The sequence below is a fragment of the Alloalcanivorax venustensis ISO4 genome (genome assembly GCF_015356855.1).
GTDB classification, from domain to species: Bacteria; Pseudomonadota; Gammaproteobacteria; order Pseudomonadales; family Alcanivoracaceae; genus Alloalcanivorax; species Alloalcanivorax venustensis.
This window is the reverse complement of sequence record NZ_ARXR01000017.1, coordinates 1-20962: the sequence shown is the minus strand read 5'-3', so window position 1 is coordinate 20962 and position 20962 is coordinate 1. Positions and strand designations below refer to the sequence as shown.

The 20962-nt window shown below is 67.1% G+C and carries 22 protein-coding genes; 8 read left to right on the top strand and 14 right to left on the bottom strand.

Features of this window, described 5'->3' with window-relative positions:
• Positions 1–40: 40 nt before the first annotated feature.
• Together ISO4_RS10685 and purE are read right to left on the bottom strand one after the other, a co-directional pair.
• Positions 41–1147 (bottom strand): 5-(carboxyamino)imidazole ribonucleotide synthase, encoded by a 1107-nt coding sequence (locus ISO4_RS10685; RefSeq protein WP_142947853.1) that lies wholly within the window; start codon positions 1145–1147, stop codon positions 41–43.
• Between the two features lie 7 nt (positions 1148–1154).
• Positions 1155–1646 (bottom strand): 5-(carboxyamino)imidazole ribonucleotide mutase, encoded by a 492-nt coding sequence (purE, locus tag ISO4_RS10680; RefSeq protein WP_067610214.1) that lies wholly within the window; start codon positions 1644–1646, stop codon positions 1155–1157.
• Positions 1647–1975: 329 nt separating this feature from the next.
• Here purE and ISO4_RS10675 point away from each other — a divergent pair, with 329 nt between their 5' ends.
• Positions 1976–2410 (top strand): CBS domain-containing protein, encoded by a 435-nt coding sequence (locus ISO4_RS10675; protein ID WP_194856196.1) that lies wholly within the window; start codon positions 1976–1978, stop codon positions 2408–2410.
• Positions 2411–2496: 86 nt separating this feature from the next.
• Here ISO4_RS10675 and ISO4_RS10670 read toward each other — a convergent pair whose 3' ends face one another.
• Positions 2497–3315 (bottom strand): NAD-dependent epimerase/dehydratase family protein, encoded by an 819-nt coding sequence (locus ISO4_RS10670; RefSeq protein ID WP_194856195.1) that lies wholly within the window; start codon positions 3313–3315, stop codon positions 2497–2499.
• Positions 3316–3366: 51 nt separating this feature from the next.
• On the opposite strand from ISO4_RS10670, the gene ISO4_RS10665 reads away from it, so the two are divergent.
• On the top strand, positions 3367–4269 hold the full coding sequence (locus tag ISO4_RS10665; RefSeq protein WP_194856194.1) for a hydrogen peroxide-inducible genes activator: 903 nt from the start codon (positions 3367–3369) through the stop codon (positions 4267–4269).
• 1 nt (position 4270) lies between these two features.
• The gene (gene recG / locus ISO4_RS10660) at positions 4271–6349 is read left to right on the top strand and encodes an ATP-dependent DNA helicase RecG (protein WP_194856193.1); all 2079 of its coding nucleotides are present in this window, start codon (positions 4271–4273) and stop codon (positions 6347–6349) included.
• Between the two features lie 44 nt (positions 6350–6393).
• Here recG and ISO4_RS10655 read toward each other — a convergent pair whose 3' ends face one another.
• Both ISO4_RS10655 and ISO4_RS10650 read right to left on the bottom strand, forming a co-directional pair.
• Positions 6394–6864 carry a sll1863 family stress response protein gene (locus ISO4_RS10655; RefSeq protein ID WP_194856192.1) on the bottom strand — a complete coding sequence of 157 codons (471 nt, stop codon included), beginning with the start codon at positions 6862–6864 and terminating at the stop codon, positions 6394–6396.
• A gap of 118 nt (positions 6865–6982) precedes the next feature.
• Positions 6983–7984 (bottom strand): helix-turn-helix transcriptional regulator, encoded by a 1002-nt coding sequence (locus ISO4_RS10650; protein ID WP_194856191.1) that lies wholly within the window; start codon positions 7982–7984, stop codon positions 6983–6985.
• Between the two features lie 96 nt (positions 7985–8080).
• Between ISO4_RS10650 and ISO4_RS10645 the strand changes: the two genes are divergently transcribed.
• Together ISO4_RS10645 and ISO4_RS10640 are read left to right on the top strand one after the other, a co-directional pair.
• Positions 8081–9799, top strand: coding sequence for an alkyl sulfatase dimerization domain-containing protein (locus ISO4_RS10645; RefSeq protein ID WP_194856190.1), 1719 nt, complete (start codon positions 8081–8083; stop codon positions 9797–9799).
• A gap of 101 nt (positions 9800–9900) precedes the next feature.
• Positions 9901–10770: an RsiV family protein gene (locus tag ISO4_RS10640; RefSeq protein WP_194856189.1), complete on the top strand. Its 870-nt coding sequence runs from the start codon at positions 9901–9903 to the stop codon at positions 10768–10770.
• Positions 10771–10773: 3 nt separating this feature from the next.
• Here the strand turns inward: ISO4_RS10640 and ISO4_RS10635 are convergent, their stop codons facing one another.
• Positions 10774–11664, bottom strand: a complete 891-nt coding sequence (locus tag ISO4_RS10635; protein WP_142947862.1) for a LysR family transcriptional regulator — start codon at positions 11662–11664, stop codon at positions 10774–10776.
• Positions 11665–11779: 115 nt separating this feature from the next.
• On the opposite strand from ISO4_RS10635, the gene ISO4_RS10630 reads away from it, so the two are divergent.
• Positions 11780–12556: a ferredoxin--NADP reductase gene (locus ISO4_RS10630; RefSeq protein ID WP_142947863.1), complete on the top strand. Its 777-nt coding sequence runs from the start codon at positions 11780–11782 to the stop codon at positions 12554–12556.
• Between the two features lie 95 nt (positions 12557–12651).
• Here the strand turns inward: ISO4_RS10630 and ISO4_RS10625 are convergent, their stop codons facing one another.
• The gene (locus ISO4_RS10625) at positions 12652–13104 is read right to left on the bottom strand and encodes a PA2169 family four-helix-bundle protein (protein ID WP_194856188.1); all 453 of its coding nucleotides are present in this window, start codon (positions 13102–13104) and stop codon (positions 12652–12654) included.
• 215 nt (positions 13105–13319) lie between these two features.
• Between ISO4_RS10625 and ISO4_RS10620 the strand changes: the two genes are divergently transcribed.
• Positions 13320–13940 carry a DUF4190 domain-containing protein gene (locus tag ISO4_RS10620; protein WP_194856187.1) on the top strand — a complete coding sequence of 207 codons (621 nt, stop codon included), beginning with the start codon at positions 13320–13322 and terminating at the stop codon, positions 13938–13940.
• 3 nt (positions 13941–13943) lie between these two features.
• Here ISO4_RS10620 and ISO4_RS10615 read toward each other — a convergent pair whose 3' ends face one another.
• A complete protein-coding gene (locus ISO4_RS10615; RefSeq protein ID WP_142947866.1) occupies positions 13944–14144 on the bottom strand; it encodes a YheV family putative metal-binding protein in 201 nt (66 codons plus the stop codon).
• A gap of 5 nt (positions 14145–14149) precedes the next feature.
• Positions 14150–16186, bottom strand: coding sequence for an oligopeptidase A (gene prlC / locus ISO4_RS10610; RefSeq protein WP_194856186.1), 2037 nt, complete (start codon positions 16184–16186; stop codon positions 14150–14152).
• Between the two features lie 50 nt (positions 16187–16236).
• Here prlC and ISO4_RS10605 point away from each other — a divergent pair, with 50 nt between their 5' ends.
• A complete protein-coding gene (locus ISO4_RS10605; RefSeq protein ID WP_194856185.1) occupies positions 16237–16770 on the top strand; it encodes a gamma carbonic anhydrase family protein in 534 nt (177 codons plus the stop codon).
• On the opposite strand, the gene ISO4_RS10600 is transcribed toward ISO4_RS10605, so the two are convergent.
• The 5 genes from ISO4_RS10600 to dprA form a co-directional block, all read right to left on the bottom strand.
• The gene (locus tag ISO4_RS10600) at positions 16767–17753 is read right to left on the bottom strand and encodes a lipid A deacylase LpxR family protein (protein WP_194856184.1); all 987 of its coding nucleotides are present in this window, start codon (positions 17751–17753) and stop codon (positions 16767–16769) included. The genes ISO4_RS10605 and ISO4_RS10600 overlap by 4 nt on opposite strands.
• A 134-nt stretch (positions 17754–17887) precedes the next feature.
• Positions 17888–18703, bottom strand: coding sequence for a shikimate dehydrogenase (gene aroE, locus ISO4_RS10595; protein WP_194856183.1), 816 nt, complete (start codon positions 18701–18703; stop codon positions 17888–17890).
• On the bottom strand, positions 18700–19608 hold the full coding sequence (gene hemF, locus ISO4_RS10590; RefSeq protein ID WP_194856182.1) for an oxygen-dependent coproporphyrinogen oxidase: 909 nt from the start codon (positions 19606–19608) through the stop codon (positions 18700–18702). Before hemF ends, aroE begins: the two co-directional genes overlap by 4 nt.
• 1 nt (position 19609) lies before the next feature.
• Positions 19610–20179 carry an L-threonylcarbamoyladenylate synthase gene (locus tag ISO4_RS10585; protein ID WP_194856181.1) on the bottom strand — a complete coding sequence of 190 codons (570 nt, stop codon included), beginning with the start codon at positions 20177–20179 and terminating at the stop codon, positions 19610–19612.
• Positions 20180–20229: 50 nt separating this feature from the next.
• Positions 20230–20962, bottom strand: a 733-nt coding sequence (gene dprA, locus ISO4_RS10580; RefSeq protein WP_194856180.1) for a DNA-processing protein DprA, incomplete at its 5' end; no start/stop codon positions are given.

The following is a 20962-nucleotide window of genomic DNA, read 5'->3' as shown; positions in this document are numbered from 1 at the left end:
CGCGGGGCGTTTTCTTTACGGCCAGGGTGGGTGAGGACCTTCAGTCCAGCGCCAGCTCCGAGTCGAGGATCGCCTCGAAGCCTTCCGGCAGCACGTCGGCCCAGGCATTCAGGCCTTTGCGCAGACCTTCCAGGGTCGGCGCCACAAGGTTGGCGTGGCCCACCTTGCGGCCCGGGCGCACGCTCTTGCCGTACCAGTGCACCACGCCCGGGTGCTGCAGCCAGGCCTGATCAAAGGGCGTGCCGATCAGGTTCACCATGGCGCTGGGGCCGTGCACGTTGAGAGAGTGCAGCGGTACGCCGGCCAGGGCGTGCACGTGCAGATCGAACTGCGACCAGTCGGCGCCCTCGTGGGTCCAGTGGCCGGAGTTGTGCACCCGGGGCGCGATCTCGTTGACCAGCAGGCGGCCGTCTTCCTCGAAGAACTCCACCGCCATGACGCCGGCGTAATCCAGCTTTTCCATGATTCGCCGCAGGATGTTCTCCGCCTCCGGCTGCAGCGCGGCGCTGGCGTTGGCCGGCGCCAGGCTCAGGCGCAGGATGCCGTCCACGTGCCAGTTGCGGGTGAGCGGGTAGAACAGGGTCTCGCCGGCCGGGTTGCGGGCGCCGACGATGGACAGCTCGCGACGGAACGGAATCTTCTTCTCGACGATGGCGCGCCCGGCCAGCTCCTCCGCCGGCACCGCGGACAGGTCGCCGCCGTCGCCGACGATCCAGGTGCCGCGGCCGTCGTAGCCGCCGCTGCGCGCCTTCACCACCACCCCGCCGAACTCGGCGGCGGCGTCCGCCAGATCCTCGACCCGGTCCAGGTTGCGCCAGGGGGCGGTGGCGATGCCCAATTCATCGAGCATCGATTTCTGCGTGTAGCGGTCCGGGATCACCGCCAGGGCGCCGCGCGCCACGCAGCGGTCACTGGCCGCCAGCCGCGCGGACAGGCCGCTGTCGGGGAACGCCTCGCGCTCCACGGTGACCACCGGGTAGCGCTCCAGGCACTCTTCCCAGGTGATCGGCACCGCCAGATCGGAGGTGCCGGGCAGCAGCAGGGCGCGCTCCGGGTCGTAACGGTCCACCACCAGGCCCAGGCGGGCGGCGGCCTCCGCCATCATCAGGCCGAGCTGGCCACCGCCGAGTACCAGTACACGATTCATGCCGCGCTTACCCCTGACCCAGTTCCGCGTCCGCCAGCACCTGATCGGCGCGGGCCGCTTTCCAGTCGGCGATCCGTTTCTGCAGGGCCGGGTCGTCGCTGCCCAGCATCTGCGCCGCCAGCAGGCCGGCGTTGTAGGCGCCGGCGGAACCGATGGCCAGGGTGCCCACGGCCACGCCCTTGGGCATCTGCACGATCGACAGCAGGCTGTCCAGGCCGGACAACGAGCGGCTCTGCACCGGCACGCCCAGCACCGGCAGCGGCGTCATGGCGGCGATCATGCCGGGCAGGTGGGCGGCGCCGCCGGCGCCGGCGATGATCACCTTGTAACCCTGATCCGCCGCGCTCTTGGCGAAGTCGTACATGCGTTGCGGGGTACGGTGGGCGGACACCACCTCCGCCTTCCAGCTCACGCCGAACTGGGTGAGGGCGTCGCAAGCCTCTTTCATGGTCTCCCAGTCGGACTGGGACCCCATTACAACCGCTACCGATACCGTCATTGCTTCACTCCCGTGCGGAGGCCACTTTCAAGGGCGCACACTCTACCGATTCCACCGCCCGGCACAAGGGGACCAACGGCCTGGAGCCGCCGGAAGCCGGGCGAAGGCGCCAACAATACCGCAGCCGGGCGGCGAGGCCCAGTGCCGGTGAATCCGTCCCCTTATAAGCCCCCGGCATGAACAAGGGGTGATTATCAGCAATCGTTCTCATAGGGATTTGCCCACCGGCGGCACCGTTTGTGATGCTGAATTCCGGCGCCGGCAAGGATTCGCGGCGCCGGCCGAAAGGCATTTGCAGCAAAGCAGTCGCAATAGAAGGAGTTATGGCTATGAATGTACAGGACGTAATGAGCGAATCCCCCCGCACCCTGAATACCGATGCCAGCGTGGAAGACGCCGCCAAAATGATGCGCGACCTCCATGTGGGCGTGCTGCCGATCGCGGAGCACGACCGCCTGGTGGGCATCACCACCGACCGGGACCTGGTGATCCGCGCCCTGTCGGAAAGCAAAGGCCCGGACACGCCGGTGAAGGATTGCATGACCGGTCTGGTGCTGTACTGCTTCCAGGACGACGACGTCGCCGACGTGGCCGCCAACATGCAGGAGCAGCAGGTGCAGCGTTTGATCGTGCTGGACGACCGGGACAGCAAAAGCCTGGTGGGCGTGATCTCGCTGTCCGACATCGCCAGCAAAGGCAAAGGCGACGAGCGCATCCAGTCCGCGGTGTCCTCCTGCAGCACCCAGTACCAGCGCGTGGCCTGATCACGCCGACACCTCCTCGACACAGGCCGGGCCCTTGCCCGGCTTTTTTGTGCTTGGCCATTCGCCTTGTGGGAGCGGGCCCGCTCCTACAAGAGCGTGGCGTAGCCCGCGCGGAAGTCGGGGTAGCGGAGGGTGTAGCCGCCGTCGGCGATAAAGCGGCTGTAGACGCGCTTGCCGCTTGGCTTGGCCTCCGGCACCGGCAGCGACAGGCCCTGCTGCCGCGCCAGCCACTGGTACACGTCCAGGTTGCTGGCCGGGCTGTTGTCGGTGCCCACCACCAGCGGCGGCACCGTCTCGCCGGACAGCCAGCGCCCCACCAGATTGCCGAGCAGGCCGACGCAGTCGTCGCGGTGGATGCGGTTGCTCCATTTCGCTTCCGGCAGCGGCTCTTCGCCGCCCGCCATGCGCGCCACCTTGGTCAGCAGGCGGTTGCGGCCGGGGCCGTAAATGCCGCTGAACCGTACCACCGTGGTCAGGCCCCGAGTGCTGATCTCCTGCTCGGCGGCCAGCACCACCTTGCCGTTATAGCGGGTCGGCGCCGGCGACGTGGTCTCGTCCACGTCGCCTTCCAGGTCACCGAACACGGCGCTGCTGGAGACGAACAGAATCGGCGGCAGGGGCTGCTGTTCGGCCAGCGCGTCGAGCAGATTGAGCGGCGCGCGCACATAGGCTTTCAGGTACCCTTCCTCGGAGTACTCACTGGGGGTCATGATGATCACCAGCAGGTCGACCCGGTCCGGCGGCAGCAGGCGGGCGCCGTCGAGCAGGTCCTGGCTGTACAGGTCCACGCCGCTGGGGGCGTCGCTGCCCCGGCGTATGCCGCTGACGCGGTGGCCGGCGGCCAGCAGGTTTTCCGCCAGGCCGCGGCCCAGGTCGCCAAGACCGGCAATTAGAATATGGCTCATAGTCTTTGAGTCCGGCACAATGGCCTATCATCGAAAAAAGTTTTTACGCTTATGACACTAACAGAACTACGCTATCTGGTCGCACTGGCCCGGGAACGTCATTTCGGCCACGCCGCCCAGGTCTGCAACGTCAGCCAGCCGACGCTGAGCGCGGCGATCAAGAAGCTGGAAGAGCAGCTCGGCATGCCATTGTTCGAACGGCGCCCCCGGGAGGTGGTGGTCACGCCCCAGGCGGAGCCGATCATCGCCCAGGCCCAGCGGGTGCTGGAGCAGGCCGACCTGCTCGAGCAGATGGCCATGAGCCAGCGCGACCAGCTGGGCTCGCCGCTGCGGGTGGGCGCCATCTTCACCGTGGCGCCGTACCTGTTCCCCACCATGATACCGCGGGTGCGGGCGGAAGCGCCGGACATGCCGCTGTTCATCGAAGAAAACTACACCCATGTGCTGCGCGGCAAGCTCGACCGGGGCGAGCTGGACGCCATTATCGTGGCGCTGCCGTTCTCCGGCGGTGGTCTGGTGCGTGCGCAGATGTACGAGGAATCCTTCTCGGTGCTGCTGCCCGGCGACCACCCCTGGACCAAGCAGAAGCAGATTCGCCCGGAGCAGATGCTCGACGAGACCCTGCTGCTGCTCGGCGAAGGCCACTGCTTCCGCGACCAGGTGCTGGAACTGTGCCCGGCGATTGATTCCGAGCGCCAGCGCAACCTGGTGCAGATCGAAGGCGGCTCGCTGGAAACCCTTCGTCACATGGTGGCGTCCGGTCTTGGCATCACCGTGTTGCCGAACTCCGCGCTCTACCAGCACGGCTACGACAAGAGCACCTTCGCGGTGCGGCCGTTCGCGGCGCCGGTGCCTTCGCGCACCATCGCCCTGGTGTGGCGCGACAGCTTCCCGCGCCCCAAAGCCATCGAAGTGCTGCGCCACGCGGTGCCGCGCGAGGGCCTCGCCGCTTGATATGAGCCCGCCCGCCGCCCTGGAGACGATCGACATTACCCGTCTTAAGGGTGTCGGCCCCCGGGCGGCGGAACGGCTGGCCCGGCTCGGGCTGGCGACCCTGGAAGATGTGCTCTTCCATCTGCCGTTCCGCTACGAAGACCGCACCCGCATCACCCCCATCGGCAGCCTGCGCCCGGAACAGGGCGTGGTGATCGAAGGCGAGGTGATGGCCGCCGACGTGGTGTTCGGCAAACGCCGCTCGCTGCTGTGCAAGGTGGCCGACGGCACCGGCCTGGTGGCGCTGCGCTTTTATCACTTCAGCGCGGCGCAGAAGAACGCGCTGGAAAAAGGCCGCCGCATCCGCGTCTACGGCGAGCCCCGCCCCGGCGCCGCCGGCCTGGAGTTCTACCATCCGGAATACCAGTCCGGCCCGGATATCCCACCGCTGGAAAAAGCCCTGACGCCGGTCTACCCGACCACCGAGGGAGTCAGCCAGAAGCTGCTGCGCAATCTCGCCGCCCAGGGCCTGCAGTGGCTACAGACCCATGCGCCGGAAGAGCTGATCCCCCGGCAACTGCTGGATCAGAGCGGCCTGCCCGGCCTGGCCCAGGCCCTCACCAAGCTGCATCACCCGCAACCGGACGACCCGGTGGACCTGCTGCTGGACGGCAATCACCCGGCGGTGAAGCGCCTGGTGATGGAAGAGATGGTCGCCCATCAGTTGGGCATGCTGGCCAAACGGGCCGGCCAGAAGGCGCTGTCGGCGCCGGTGCTGAGCGGCGAGGCCCTCACCGGCAAGCTGCTCCAGGCGCTGCCGTTCCAGCTCACCGGCGCCCAGCAGAGGGTGATCGGGGAGATCCGCGCCGACCTGGCCCGCCAGCACCCGATGCTGCGCCTGATCCAGGGGGACGTGGGCTCCGGCAAAACCCTGGTGGCCGCCGCCGCCGCCCTGGTGGCGATCGAATCCGGCTACCAGGTGGCGTTGATGGCGCCCACGGAACTGCTCGCCGAGCAGCATCTGGCCAACTTCCGCCACTGGCTGGCGCCGCTGGGCATTGAAGTGCACTGGCTGGCCGGCAGCGTCGGCGCCAAGGCGCGCCGGGAGACCCTGGCGGCCCTGGCGGAAGGCCGCGGCGCCCTGGTGGTCGGCACCCACGCCCTGTTCCAGGACGCGGTGGTGTTCCACCGCCTGGGCCTGATCATCATCGACGAGCAGCACCGTTTCGGCGTGCAGCAGCGTCTGGCGTTGCGCGAAAAAGGTCGCTTCGGCAACCAGGTGCCACACCAGCTCACGCTCACCGCCACGCCGATTCCGCGCACCCTGGCGATGAGCGTGTACGGTGACCTGGACACCTCGGTGATCGACGAAATGCCGCCCGGCCGCAAGCCGATCCAGACCCTGGCGCTGCCCACCTCGCGCCGTGACGACGTGGTGGCGCGCATCCGCGCCGCCTGCCAGGAGGGCACGCAGGCCTACTGGGTGTGCACCCTGATCGAGGAATCCGACGAACTGCAGGCCCAGGCCGCCGAAGCCACCTTCGAAACCCTGCAGGACGCGCTGCCGGAACTCACCGTGGAACTGGTGCACGGGCGCATGAAAGCCAAGGAGAAAGCCGAGCGGATGGCCCGTTTTTCCAGCGGCGAAGCGCAGCTGCTTGTAGCCACCACCGTGATCGAGGTGGGCGTGGACGTGCCCAACGCTACCCTGATGGTGATGGAAAACGCGGAACGGCTGGGGCTGGCGCAATTGCACCAGCTGCGCGGCCGCGTGGGGCGCGGCGGCGAGCAGAGCTACTGCCTGCTGCTCTATCAGACGCCACTGTCGTTCACCGCCAAGAAGCGCCTGGCGGTGATGCGCGACACCAGTGACGGCTTCGTGATCGCCGAGGAAGACCTGAAATTACGCGGCCCCGGCGAGTGGCTCGGCACCCGCCAGACCGGCGACCTGGCGTTCCGCATCGCCGACCTGGTACGCGACGAGGCGCTGATGGCGCCCGCCCGCGAGGTGGCCTCCGCCTTGCTGGCTCAATACCCCGACCGGGTGGAGCGGCTGCTGCGCCGCTGGTTGCGCGGCGGCGAGCATTTCGCCGATGTCTGACTTGTGGGAGCGGGCCGGGCCCGCTCCCACAGGGCATTGTCAGACTATTCGGTGTCGGGATTCGGGGCGGTCAGGTCGCGCCAGGCCTGCTTGGTGGACTGCCAGGCGCTACCGAAGCGGCGCTTGGCTTCTTCCCAGTTGTCGTCACTGGCGGCCTGCAGTTCCTGATATTCAGCCTGCAGTTCCTCGCGCTCGTCCTTCAACTCGCTGAGGGTTTCCTGCTTTTCCAGGCGCGCTTCCTGGGACAGGTTCTGCCAGCCCCGATCGATCTCTTTCTGAGCTTCATCAATTTCCTCATCCAGGTTGGCCAGCGCCCGGCGGGCCATCTCCACCGCTTCGTTCTTCTGCTCCACGGAGAAGTTCTTGAAGGCCTCCCAGGTGTCACGCATCTGCGCGGAGACGTTTTCCTGATCCGGCTGCTTGATGTTGGGCGTTCCCTCGGTGGTGCTCTGTGCCCAGCTGGTGGCGGTGGTGACCATCATCAGGGTCGCCGCCAGAAGCAATGACTGTCGCATCGTTATTCGCTCCATGATTTTTTCGAGTTACCCGTGTACATGGAGGCAGTATTGCCGCTGGCAAGGCAGAGCGGGGAAAAATTGTGCAAAACAGGGCGTCAGCTCTGAAAACCGGGCGTCAGCGCTGCCGGAAGCGGTCCGGGCTGACGCCGTACCAGCGCTTGAAGGCCTTGCTGAAATTGCTGGCGTCGGAGAACCCCAGCTGGTCGGCCACCTCCGCCACCGAGCGCTCGCTGCTGCGCAGCAGGGCGGCGGCCCGCTCGGCGCTGTGCTCCTCGATAAGACGGCGGTAGCCGCTGCCGGCTTCGGCCAGATGGCGGCGCAGCGAGCGCTCACTCAGGTTCACCGCCGCCGCCAGCTCGCCCAGGGTGGGCGGCCCGCCGGGGCGCACCCGCAGCAGGCCGCGCAGGGTCTGGACCAGCGGCGGCGAGCGGTCGAGCTCCGCCAGCGCCTGCTCGGCCAGTTGCTGGTGCTGCCGGGAGAGGCCGTCGTCGCCCAGGGGCAGGGGCGTGTGCAGCCGCGCCCGGTCGTGCCAGACCACGTCGGCGTCGGCGCCGAACACCACCTGTCGGCACAGCCTGGCTTGCCAGGGGCGCGGGTCAGCCGGCTCGGAACGGCGCAGCGCCACCTCGGTGACCGCGCCGGCCGGCGCCACCCGGAGCAGGTGCTGGACATGGGCGGCGATAAAGGCGTCCAGGGCGCAGGGGTGCACCGGCGTGCCGTCCAGCAGCCGGATCGCCAGGCCCTCGGCGCCGGGCCGGTGCACCCGGGACACCGTGACGCTGTTGGAGACCAGCGCCTGAAAGCGCACCGCGAAGTCGATCACGTGGTCCAGGCTCGGGGCGGTCTGCACCAGCAGGCCGAGTATCCGCAGGTGCATGGGCTGCGCCGCCAGGCCCACGTACAAGCCGATGGCCGGGTCACCGCTGAGCCGCTCGGCGGCGGCCCACAGCCGGCCCATCGCCGCCACGGTCACCCGGCCACCGGGGTTGGCGGTCAGCCAGGCGCGCTCCAGGCCCGCTTCACGCAGCGCCAGGTCGCCGTCCAGGCCCCGGCGCGCCAGGGTGTCGAGCACAGCCAGCGGCCAGGCGGCCACGGTGGTGGCGGTGAACGGCGCCATGGTCAGCGGCCACCAGCCGGTGGCCGCTTGCCACCTTGGTGGCCCGGCCCGGCGGCGCTAGCCTGCCTGGCACTCTCAGAATAAGGACAAGATTCCATGCGATACCCGGTTCTGTTTTTTGTTATGGCGGTCGGCGCGGCCGCCCTGGCCGCCTGCGGCGACAGCTCCGCCCCCGAACCTCGGGCCACCCCGGCCCCCGACGCGCTGCGCGAACACAGCAAGCTGTTCGAGAAAGAGGTGGTGGAAGTCACCGACGGCGTTCACGTGGCGGTGGGCTTCGGCCTCGCCAATTCCATTATGCTGGAAGGCGACGACGGCATCATTATCGTCGACACCATGGAAACGGTGGCGGAAGGGGAAGCGGTGCTGGCCGCCTTCCGCGAGATCACCGACAAGCCGATCGCGGCGATCATCTACACCCACAACCACGCCGACCATGTGTTCGGCGCGCGGGCCTTCGCCGCCCCCGGCGAGGTGCCGGTGTACGCCCACCAGAGCACCGGCTATTACATCAACCGGGTGGTGAATCAGATCCGGCCGATCATCACCACGCGCTCCATGCGCATGTTCGGCCACCATCTGCCCGAGGGCGAGCGCATCAACGACGGCATCGGCCCCCATCTGGGCGTCAGCGAAGAGAGCACGCTGTTCGCCCTGCCGCCGGACCACACCGTGGATGAGCGCCTGGAAACCACCATCGCCGGCATCAAGCTGGAACTGGTGCACGCCCCCGGCGAGACCGAGGACCAGCTGTTCGTATGGCTGCCGGAGAAGAAAGTGGTGCTCAGCGGCGACAACATCTATCAGACCTTCCCCAACCTCTACACCATCCGCGGCACCTATTACCGGGACGTGCAGAAGTGGGCCGCCAGCCTGGACAAGATCCGCGCCCTGGACGCCGAGTTCCTGGTGCCCAGCCACACCCGTCCGCTTATCGGCCGCGAGCGCATCCACGACACCCTCACCGATTACCGCGACGCGATCCAGTACGTGCACGACCAGACCCTGCGCCACATGAACAAGGGCCTGACCCCCGATCAGATCGTCGAGCGCGTGCAGCTGCCGCCGCATCTGGCGGAAAGCCCCTGGCTGCAGGAGTTCTACGGCAAGGTGAGCTGGTCGGTGCGCTCGGTGTTCGACGGCTACCTGGGCTGGTTCGACGGTAACCCCAGCACCCTGCAGCCGCTGCCCGGCGAGCAACAGGCGCGCCACATGGCCGAGCTGGCCGGCGGCGAGCAGGCCCTGGCGGACAAGGCCCGCGCCGCCCTGGAGCAGGGCGACGCCCAGTGGGCGCTCAGCCTCAGCGACCACCTGCGCGCGCTGCGCCCGGACGACGACGCGGTCAATCAGCTGCGCGCCGAAGCCCTGCGCCGGCTGGGCGAGGTGGAAGCCAACCCCAACGCCCGCAACTACTACTTCACCGCCGCCCGGGAAGAAGCGGACGGTCTGAACCCCGGCTTCCGCACCGAGCCACCGGAAGGCTTTCTCGACACCCTGCCGATCGACAACTTCCTGGCCGCCATGCCGGCCTTCCTGAAGGCGGAAGACACCCTCGATGTGCACGAGAAGCTCGGCTTCCAGTTCGCCGACAGCGACCGACGCTTCACCCTGGAAATCCGCCGGGGCGTGGCCCAGGTGCGCCCGGGCCTGGCGGAAGACACCGTGGCGGTGCTGCACACCCGCGAACCGGTCTGGAAGGCGATCGCCGCCGGCAACCGCAGCGCGGTGACCGCCCTGGCCGGCGACGACCTGGATATCGACGGCGACAAGATCGCCGCCCTGCGCCTGCTCGGCTATTTCGAAAAAGTGGACTGAAAACGGTTTCGGCACGGCTTCCCGGGTTGCCCGGTAACGGGCAATCAGGGCATGCTCGGTGGCTGTCCACGACGGACCCGCCACTCACTCAGGAAGCTGTCATGCCGGAACGCCGCTGCAACGTATTATCCCCCTGGTTACGAGCCGGCGCGCTGGCCGCGCTGCTGGCCCTGAGCGCCTGTGACAACGGCCCGGAGCAACCCGAAGGCGAGAAGCAGCCGGCTCCGGCCGATAACGGCGCCGCGCAGCAGAGCGAGCCGCCGGCAACGGCGGCGCCCGAGGGCAAGCTGGAAACCCGCGAGGAAACCCTGCGCCGCCGCGCCGACAACTGCAGCGGCGACGACTGCGCCAAAGTGGCCGTGGACCTGAAGCTCTACGAAGGCCACCCGGAGCTGAACCAGGCGGTGCGCCGCCGCATGATCCGGCAGCTGAGCGGTAACGGCGAGGACCAGGGGGCCCCGCCGAAAACCCTGGAAGAGGCCGCCGACCGCTTTCTCACCACCGCCGCCGGGATTCCCGGCGACGGCGCCCGGGGCTGGGAGCTCAGCGGTGAAAGCCGCCAGCTGGGCCGCTGGAAGGACCTGCTGACGGTGGCCATCGACAGCTACGAATTCACCGGCGGTGCCCATGGCCTGCCGGTGACACGCTGGCTGAACTGGGATCTGGCCGCGCACCGCCCGGTGTCCCTGGGGCAGGTAATTAATCCGGGCCAGGAAGACGCCTTCGAAGCGGCCGCGCGCCGCGCCCACGAACGCTGGCTGGAAAAGGAAGTGGATTCCGACGAGGACTTCCGCCAGGCCTGGCCGTTCCAGGAGAGCAGCGACTTCCGGCTCACCCGCAAGGGCCTGGTGCTGCATTACGACGTCTATTCCATCGCCCCCTATGTGATGGGCCAGCCCACCCTGACGCTGCCGTGGAAAGACCTGGAAGGGGTGATCCGCGAAGAATACCGGCCGGACGGCGGCCAGTAGCCCTCAGCCCTGATCGCGGGATTCCCGGCACAGTTGCAGCCAGCGCTCCACCCCCGGGCTGCGGTACTTTTGCCGGTGCAGCACGAAATAGAACTCGCGGCTGAAATCCCGGTGCGGCACCGCCAGGGGCACCAGCGACCCGCGCCGGAAGGCCTCGCGCAGTGACACCCGCGACAGGCAGCTGATGCCCAGGCCGGTTTCCACCGCCCGCTTGATCGCCTCGGTGTGCTCCAGCTCCAGCAGCAGGTTGAGATCCGGCAGGATGCCGTGCATGCCGCGCTCAAAGGTCTGCCGCGTGCCGGAGCCGGACTCGCGGACGATCCAGGTGGCGGCTTTCAAATCATGGTCGTCCAGGCGCGGCTTGCCGGCCAGGGGGTGGTCCGGGGCGCAGAACACCACCAGCTCGTCCTCACGCCAGGGCAGCAGCTCCAGGTCGCGGTGGTTCATTTCCCCCTCGATCAGCCCCAAATCCAGATCGAACCCCAGCACCCGGTCGACGATGGCGCGGGTGTTGGCCACCTCCAGTTGCACCCGGGCGCCGGGCTGTTCGGCCATATAACGGGCCATAATACTCACCGCCAGGTAGTTGCCGATGGTCAGGGTCGCCCCCACATTAAGCTGCCCCAGCTCCTGATGGGCCAGCAGCCCGGCCTCCAGATCACGGGCCTGGCCCAGCAGGGCCTCGGCCCGGGGCCACAGCTGGCGGCCCAGCTCGTTGAGGCGCAGGCGCTTGCCGGCGCGCTCGAACAGCTTGATCTCGAACTGCGACTCAAGCTCCTTGAGCGCCCCGGAGGCGGCGGACTGGGACATGCTGAGGTGATCCGCGGCGCGGCTGACGTTTTCGAAGTGCGCGGTGGCGAGGAACACCTCGAGCTGGCGGAGGGTGTAGCGCATAGCGGTCTCATCGGTATAATCGATATCAAATATCGGGATAACCCATTTTACCGATATCTCCCGGGTGATTATATTCTCACCAACTGGATATTTCGGAATAAAAGCGTATTAGCATATGTCAAACTTGAATACTGAAACCGTCACCAGCGTTCGCCACTGGAATGAAACCCTGTTCAGTTTCACCACCAGTCGCGATCCCGGCTTCCGCTTCAAGAACGGTCATTTCACCATGATCGGCCTGGAGCAGGATGGCGGCCGTCCGCTGCTGCGCGCTTATTCCATCGCCAGCGCCAACTATGAGGAAGAGCTGGAGTTCTTCAGCATCAAGGTGCCGGACGGCCCGCTCACCTCGCGGCTGCAGAAGATTCAGCCCGGTGACAAGATCTATGTGAGCCGCAAGCCCACCGGCACCCTGGTGGCGGACCACCTGCTGCCCGGAAAGCGCCTGTGGTTGCTCTCCACCGGCACCGGCCTGGCCCCGTTCCTGAGCATCATCAAGGATCCGGAGATTTACGAGCAGTTCGACCAGGTGATCCTCACCCACGGGGTGCGCTACACCTCGGAATTGGCTTACCGGGACGTGATCGAGAACGAGCTGCCGGACAACGAATTCTTCGGCGACATTATCCGCAACCAGCTGCTCTACTATCCGACGGTGACCCGCGAGCCGTACCGCAACAAGGGCCGGCTCACCGATCTGATGACCAGCGGCAAGCTGTTCGACGATCTGGAGCTGCCCAAGCCCAATCTGGAAGAAGACCGTTTCATGCTGTGCGGCAGCCCCGCCATGCTGAAGGACTTCACCAACATTCTGGATGACTGGGGCTTCCGCGAATCCCGTGGCGGTCACATGCACGAGTACGTGATCGAGCGCGCCTTCGTCGAGAAATAACCGGACGCGGCGCGCCGGCCTTGAGAGCGGCCCGACAATAAAAAACCCGGCCTTCGCCGGGTTTTTTATTGCCTCGGGTTATCAGCAAAACGGGCTCACGCCTTGGCGCGTTCAGCGTCACGCAGTGCTTTTATCTTGTCGTGGTTTTCCTTCACACCCAGGTACTGCTTTTCCACCACGGCACGCACCGTCTCCGGCAGCTCTTCATCGAGCGCCTTCTGGTAGTTGTGCTTGGCCACATCCTCACCGCGTTCGCATTCGTTAAGCACGGTTTCGTCGGTGCGGTCCATCAGCTTCGCTTTCAGATCCACCCAGCGGCGGTGCAGCGTGCCGGCCACGCTGGTGCTGTCTTCCGGATCGCCGCCCTGGGCGCGCACCAGTTCTTGCAGCTCCTGGGCCGCCGTGGCGCAGCTCTGGGCGCGGTCTCTGCAAATCTGTTGCAGTTCGGGTTTTTCCATTTGTTCGGCGCAAGTGCGAAAACCTTCTTCGCCGTCCCGGCAGGTTTCAATCAAGGCGTTAAGTACTTTGGTTACCTTATCGTCGGACATGAGAGAACTCCTTTCTCATCGGTTTCGCTCACCATGAGAATCACGGTGGGAAAATCATAGTGCGCCCTGCGGGGCGGGCTTGCCGACCCCCAATCACACCGCTTTACCTTCTTTTGCATCGGGTGGGAATCGGCCGCCGCGGAACTGTGACCGCCGGCCGGGACAATCACCGCCGACAACGCTAACGTGGCCGCCTTTGATTATCAGGGGGCCGCATGCCGCAATATCTGAGCACCATCATCAACCTTCTGCCCGTTGTTATACCGGCCATTGTCGGCCTGGTGCTGGGCATCGTCTTCAGAAGCCGGGCGCGCAAAGCGTCCCTGCTGGTGATACTCGCCAGCGTGGTGTTACTGCTTCAGGCCTTGTTTCAGGTGGTGACCAATCATTTTCTGGTGCCGCTCAGCGGCAACGGGCTACTGTCCTGGGAAGCCTATTCGATGATTGTGTCGGCGGGTTATTTCGTGTTCGGCGCGACCACTCTGGGGCTGCTGCTGGCCGCCGCTTTCGTTGAGCGCGAACCCTACCGGCCGGCGGTGCCGGCCGCCGAAGCGACACGGACCGGGGAAGCGGTGCAGCCGCATCGCGGCACCCTGGTACTGACGCTGGGCCTGATCAGCATGCTGCTGTTCTCGCCGCTGGGGGTGGTCGCCTGGGTATTGGGGGTGCTGGAGCTGAAAGCCATGGACCGGGGCGAGCGTGACCCCGGCGGGAGGGGCACCGCCATCGCGGGCATGATTTTCGGCATCATCGCCACCGTGATGATGGTGGTATTCCTGGTCGCCGCCGCGGTGTTCGTCTACGCCTACTTGAGCTCACCGGGCTGGCGTTACTGATACCTAACGCCGGGGCTTTAGCGTCACCGTCTGCTCATTGGCGTCGGTGGCGTCCGCCGCCGCGGGTGGCTGGTCCAGGTCGCGGACCAGCCCGCAGGCGACACATTCCATCCAGGTACTGTCGTCGTCACTGCAGCGCTGGATACGGTCCATGGCGCCGCAGCCGGGGCAGGTCGCCCCGGCGATGAACTGACGTTTAACCATAATAGCTAACCTTCGATGCCGCTGTGGCGAAGCAACGGCTCGACACTGGGTTCGCGGCCGCGGAAATCCACGAACAGTTCCATCGGTTCGCGGCTGCCGCCGCGGGCGAGGATCTTTTCGCGGAAGTCGCGACCGGTGGCTTCGTTGAACGGGCCTTCCTCCTCGAAGCGGGCATAGGCGTCACAGGAGAGCACTTCTGCCCACTTGTAGCTGTAGTAACCGGCCGCGTAGCCGCCGGCGAAGATGTGCCCGAAACCGTTCTGGAAGCGGTTGAAGGCCGGCGGCTTGATCACCGACACCTGCTCTCGCACTTCATCCAGCACCTGCTGGATATTCAGGCCTTCGCGGTACTCCGCGTGCAGGCGCATGTCGAACAGCGAGAATTCCAGTTGGCGCATCATGCCCATGGCGCTCTGGAAGTTCTTGGCGGCGAGCATCTTGTCCAGGGTTTCCCGGGGCAGCGGTTCGCCGGTTTCGTAGTGGCCGGAAATCAGCGCCAGGCCCTCTTCGGTCCAGCACCAGTTTTCCAGGAACTGGCTGGGCAGCTCCACCGCGTCCCAGGCCACGCCGTTAATACCGGAGATGCCGGCCACTTCCTGCTCGGTGAGCATGTGGTGCAGCCCATGGCCGAACTCGTGGAACAGGGTGACCACTTCGTCGTGGGTGAGCAGGCCGGGCTTGCCGCCGGCCGGCGGCGCGAAGTTGCAGGTCAGGTAGGCGACCGGGGTCTGCAGTTCGCCGTCCAGACGGCGGCGGCGCACCCGGGCGTCGTCCATCCAGGCCCCGCCGCGCTTGCCGTTGCGTGCGTACATGTCGAGGTAGAAAGCGGCGCGCACGCTGCCGTCGTCGTCCACCAGTTCAAAGAAGCGCACGTCCGGGTGCCAGGTGTCCACGTCGTCACGCTGGCGGAAACGAATGCCGAACAGCTTGCCGACCACCTGGAACATGCCGTCGATCACTTTCTCCGCCGGGAACCAGGGGCGCAGCGCTTCGTCGGAAAGATCGTAGCGGGCCTCGCGCAGGCGCTCGCTCCAGTAGCCCAGGTCCCAGGGCTGCAGGTCGTCGGCGCCCTGCTCGGCGGCGAACGCCTTCAAGGCCGCCACTTCCCGTTCCGCCTGGGGTTTGGCGCGGCGGGCCAGGTCGTCGAGGAAGCCGATCACTTCCTCCACGTCGCGGGCCATCTTGGTGGCCAGGGATTTATCCGCGTAGTTGGCGAAACCGAGCAGGTTGGCCTGCTCGTGGCGCAGCTTGAGGATCTCGTCCATCACCGCGCCGTTGTCGTACTCGCCGGCGTGCGGGCCCTGGTCGGAAGCGCGGGTGGTGAAGGCCCGGTACATCTCTTCACGCAGGGCGCGGTTCTCGGCGTGGCTCATCACCGCGAAGAACACCGGGAAGTCGAGGGTCAGCAGCCAGCCCTGTTCCAGGCCCTCGGCGCGGGCGCGGTCGGCGGCGCCGGCCAGGGCGGTATCCGGCAGCCCGGCCAGTTCCGCTTCATCGGTAACGTGCTTCTTCCAGGCCTGGGTGGCGTCCAGCAGGTTGTTCTCGAAGCGGGTGGTCAGCTCCGACAGCCGCTTGGCGTTCTCCATGTATTGCGCCTTCTGCGCTTCGGGCAGGGCCACGCCGGAGAGGCGGAAGTCGCGCAGCGTGTTGTCGATGTCTTTCTGCTGGGCCGGTGTCAGGGTGTTGAATTCGTCGCTGTCGCGCAGCGCCTGGTAGGCGGCGAACAGCGCGCTGTTCTGGCCCACTTCGGTGCTGTACTCGCTGATCAGCGGCAGGCAGGCGTTGTACGCTTCGCGCAGCGCTTCGTCCTGGGCCACGGCATTCAGATGCCCCACCGGGCCGAACGCCTTTTCCAGGCGCTCGTCTTCCTCGGCCAGGGTCAATTCCAGAGCCCGGTAGCTGAAGTCACCGTCGGCCAGCACCTTACGGATGCGCTCGCGGCCCGCTTCCACCAACTGTTCCACCGCCGGTTTCACATGCTCCGGGCGGATTTCGGAGAAGGGCGGCAGGTCCGGGTAATCAATCAGCGGGTTGTGACTCATGGTGCCTCTCGTTATAACGGGTCTGATTCGTCTTGATGAATGGGTGTGAGATGGGGATTCGAAGCTTCCAGAACAAGGTGCCAAGCCAGGGTGAACGGGTTTTCGTCGACCCGGCCTCCACCGTGATCGGCGAGGTGGCCCTCGGCGACGACAGCTCCGTATGGCCCGGCGCCGTGGTGCGCGGCGACATGCACCGCATCGTTATCGGCGCCCGTACCAGTGTGCAGGATAACGCCGTGCTGCACATCACCCACGACTCCGCCTTCAACCCCGGCGGCTTCCCGCTGACCCTGGGCGACGACGTCACCGTGGGCCATCAGGCGATGCTGCACGGCTGCACCATCGGCGACCGGGTGATGATCGGCATGCAGACCATGATCATGGACGGCGCGGTGGTGGAAAGTGACGTGATGCGGGCCGCCGGCAGCCTGGTCAGCCCCGGCAAACGGCTGGCCTCCGGCTGGCTGTACCGGGGCCGGCCGGCGCGGGCCGTGCGCGAGCTCACCGCCAAGGAAATCGAGTTCCTGCCCTATGTGGCCGGCAACTATGTGAAGCTGAAGGACCAGTACCTGGACGAGGCTTAGATGGCCCACATAAAGGACATGTTGCCGAAGCTCAGCGGGTCGTTGTTATCCCGCACCGGCGAGGTGGAGGTCTGCACCGTCATGGTGAAGCTGAACTCGCCGGAGCGCACCCCGAAGCCGGTGATCACCGCGCCGACGGCGTCGCGGGCCTCGATGTTATAGCGGCCGGCGTTCTCTTCCAGGTAGGAATAGCCCACGTACTGACCGCTCAAACCGAAGAACACTTCCCAGCCGAACCCCGGGTTATCAAACAGGCCCACCAGCGAGCCGGCGGTGCCGAGGCCGGCGTAGTCGGGAATGAAGTTGCCGGGCAGGTTGCGGCCGAAGCGGATAAAGCCGCCGACCTGGGCGCCGCCGTCGAAGTTGTTGGCGTCGATGCCCCAGGCGGCGCCCAGTTCGGTCTGGTAGCCGGCGTCGTTGGTGGTACGGAACAGACGGTGCGCATGCAGGAAATAAACGCCGCCGATGCCGTCGTGACCGAGCTGGTCGTCCCAGCCCTGGGGCTCGTTGGCGCCGACCACCTTATGCACGAACTTCTGCGACTGCTCGGCACCGGAATCCGGCCCGACGATGCCGGCGCGCACGCCGTAGCCGAACAGGTTCTTCTTGTCCCAGCTGAACAGACCCAGTTCCAGGTTGGAATAACCCACATAGGGCAGGTCGTTGTAATCCGGCGTCGTCCGTTTGATGTCGGACGGCGTGAGCATGATCTGCTGCAGGCTGACGGTGAGCGCGTGCCGCTCATCGGAGGCCGACACCCCCGGCAGCGGGTCCAGCGCCCGGGCCACGCCACAGGTCAGGCCGCCGTTGGCCTGGCAATCCGACTGACCGTCACCGACCCAGCTGAAACGGACGCCGTTGGTGTAGTTTTTGTCCTGGCCCAGGAAAGCGTCGTTATCCCAGGAAAAACCGAAGGTGTTGGCCTGAACCAGACCACAGACAAGACTCGCGGCAAGCAATACCACCAAGCGTGGCAAAAACATGAGTTTTCCTCAGCGCATAAAAGACAAAAAGGCCAGCCCAGGCAGGGGCGGCAATTGGCGAATATTTCAGCGGGTTTCGGCCAGCACCGCCAGCCGCAACGCGACAAAGTTTGTAAAATGGCGCCTGGGGTCACTCAGGCGCCGCGCAGCCCGGCCAGCACCGGCGCGGTATCCGGGCGCCAGCCGCGCCACACCTGGAAGGCTTCCGCCGCCTGCTCCACCAGCATGCCCAGACCGTCGCACACCGCCGCCACCTCATGGCGTTGCGCCCAGCGCATGAACGGGGTGGGCTGGGCGCCGTACACCATGTCGTAGGCCACCGACCCCGGCGCCACCAGGGCCGGATCAAGCGCCGGCATGTCGCCGTGCAGCCCGGCGGAGATCGCATTGATCAGCACGTCGAACGGTTGTTGCAGCTGGTCCAGGGCGGCGGCGTGCATCGGCACGCCCTGGCCGGCGAAGCGCTCCACCAGCGCTTCCGCGCGGCCCAGGGTGCGGTTGGCGATTACCACCTCCGCCGGGCCCTGGGCCAGCAGCGGGCCGAGCACGCCGCGCACCGCGCCACCGGCGCCGAGCACCAGCACCCGGCGGCCCGCCAGGGCCCAGCCCTGGTTGCCGCGCAGGTCGGCCACCAGGCCGGCGCCGTCGGTGTTGTCGCCGTGCAGGGCGCCGTCGACCCGCCACAGGGTGTTCACGGCGCCGGCCTGGCGGGCCCGCTCGGTGAGCCGCTCGCACAGGTCGAAGGCCTGCTCCTTGAACGGCACGGTGACGTTGGCGCCGCGTCCGCCGGCGTCGAAGAACGCCGCCACCGCCGCCGGGAAGCCGTCCACCGGCGCTTCGATGCGCTCATAGACCAGGTCCTCGCCGCGCTGGGCGGCGAAGGCGTGGTGGATGTCCGGCGAACGGCTGTGGCTCACCGGATTGCCGAATACCGCGTAACGGTCGCTCATAGCCACTCCCGGTGGATCAGGAATTTCTCATGCAGCTCGGCTTCCGGCGAACCGGGCTCCGGCCGCCAGTCGTAGTCCCAGCGCACCAGCGGCGGCAGCGACATCAGGATCGACTCGGTGCGGCCGCCGGACTGCAGGCCGAACAGGGTGCCCCGGTCGTAGACCAGGTTGAATTCCACATAGCGGCCGCGGCGATAGAGCTGGAAGTCGCGCTCGCGCTGGCCATAGGGCAGCGCCTTGCGGCGCGCCATGATCGGCCGGTAGGCGCCGATAAAGCCGTCGCCGATGCTGCGCATCAGCGCGAAGCTGTGCTCGAAGTCGAGGCGGTTGAAGTCATCGAAAAACAGCCCGCCCACGCCGCGCGGCTCGTCGCGGTGTTTGATATAGAAGTAGTCGTCGCACCAGCGCTTGAACTCCGCGTAGAGGTCGTCGCCGAACGGCGCGCAGGCGTCCCGGGCGGCCCGGTGCCAGGCCACCGCGTCTTCCTCGAAGCCGTAAAAGGGGGTCAGGTCGAAGCCGCCGCCGAACCACCACACCGGCGCTTCGCCTTCTTTTTCCGCGACGAAGAAGCGCACATTGGCGTGGCTGGTGGGCACATAGGGGTTGTGCGGGTGGATCACCAGCGACACGCCCATGGCCTGGAACGAACGCCCGGCCAGCTCCGGCCGGTGGGCGGTGGCGGAGGGCGGCATCCGCTCGCCGAACACATGGGAGAAATTGACCCCGCCTTTCTCGATCACCGCGCCCTCGGTGAGCACGCGGCTGCGGCCACCGCCGCCTTCCGCCCGGTCCCAGGCGTCTTCCTCGAAGCGGCCCTGGCCGTCCTCGCTCTCCAGTTCCGCGCAGATGCGGTCCTGCAGATCGAGCAGATAGTCCTTCACCGCCTGGGGGGATACGTCATTCATGTCAGTCTCGCAGGGTACGGCCGCTTTGCAGATCAATGATGGTGGACGGCTTGCCGCGCGGGTCGCAATCGCCGGTGACGATAAAATCCAGATCGCCACCCAGCGCCTTGCCGACCTGGAACCGGTTGCGCCCGGGCGGCCGCCCGGCCCGGTTGGCGCTGGTGGACACGATCGGCGTGCCCACCGCCGCCGCCAGCGCCCGCGCCAGCGGGTGGGCGCTGACCCGCACCGCCACCTTGGGGTGGACGCCGCGAATCCACGCCGGCACCCGCTCGGTGGCATCCAGCAGGTAGGTCACCGGCGCCGGCCAGGCCTGGCGCAGCCGTTCCCGCTGGGCGTCGTCCAGGTGCACCAGGCCGTCGAGCTGGTCCAGGTCCGAGGCGACCAGAATCAGGCCTTTCTCCACCGGCCGCTGTTTGATCGCCAGCAGCCGCCGCACCGCGTCCTCATCAAAGGGGTCGCAGCCCAGGCCGTAGACGGTCTCGGTGGGGTAGGCGATCACTCCGCCGGCGCGAATAATGTGCGCGGCACTGAGCAGATGCTGGCCGGACGCCGTTGTTTGCGGGGTCATCACCGTTCCTCGTGTGGTTACTGGCCGCGAAGGTACCCAAGCCCGGACGGTCAGGCAAGCCCGCGATGGCGGCTGTAGCCGCCGGCGACCCGCTTGATCCTGCCTTCCAGCTCCAGGTCGGCGAGCTGTTCCGCCAGTTCGGTCATCGGCAGGCCGCTGCGGCTGGCGAGATCGTCCAGGCCGTTGATGCCGGTGGTGAAGTGCGCCAGCAGACCCTGGGTGTCGTCCGGGCGGCGGGCCGCCGACAGCGCCGGGCTGTCCTCCAGGGTGCGGCGGAAGTCGCCGAAGGCGTGCAGCACATCGTCGACGCTCTCCAGCCAGTTGGCGCCGTCGCGCAGCAGCCGGTGGCAGCCCTTGCTGAGCGGGTTGTGCAGCGAGCCGGGAATGGCGAACACCTCGCGGCCCTGCTCGGCGGCGGTGCGGGCGGTGATCAGCGAGCCGCTGCGCAGCGCCGCTTCCACCACGATGGTGCCGAAGCTGAGGCCGCTGATAATCCGGTTACGCGCCGGAAAGTACTCCCTGCGCGGCTGGCTGCCGGGGGCGAACTCGGTGACCAGAACACCGCCCCCTTCGATGATCTGCTGCGCCAGCTTGCGGTGGTGGGGCGGGTAGATCCGGTCCGGGCCGTTGCCGAGCACCGCCACGGTGGTGCCGCCCGCGGCCAGGGCGCCCCGGTGGGCGGCGGCGTCCACGCCCAGCGCCAGGCCGCTGGTGATGGCGAAGCCGGCGGCGGCCAGCGAGCGGGCAAAGCGGAAGGCGTTGTCGGTGCCGTCGGCGGAGGCG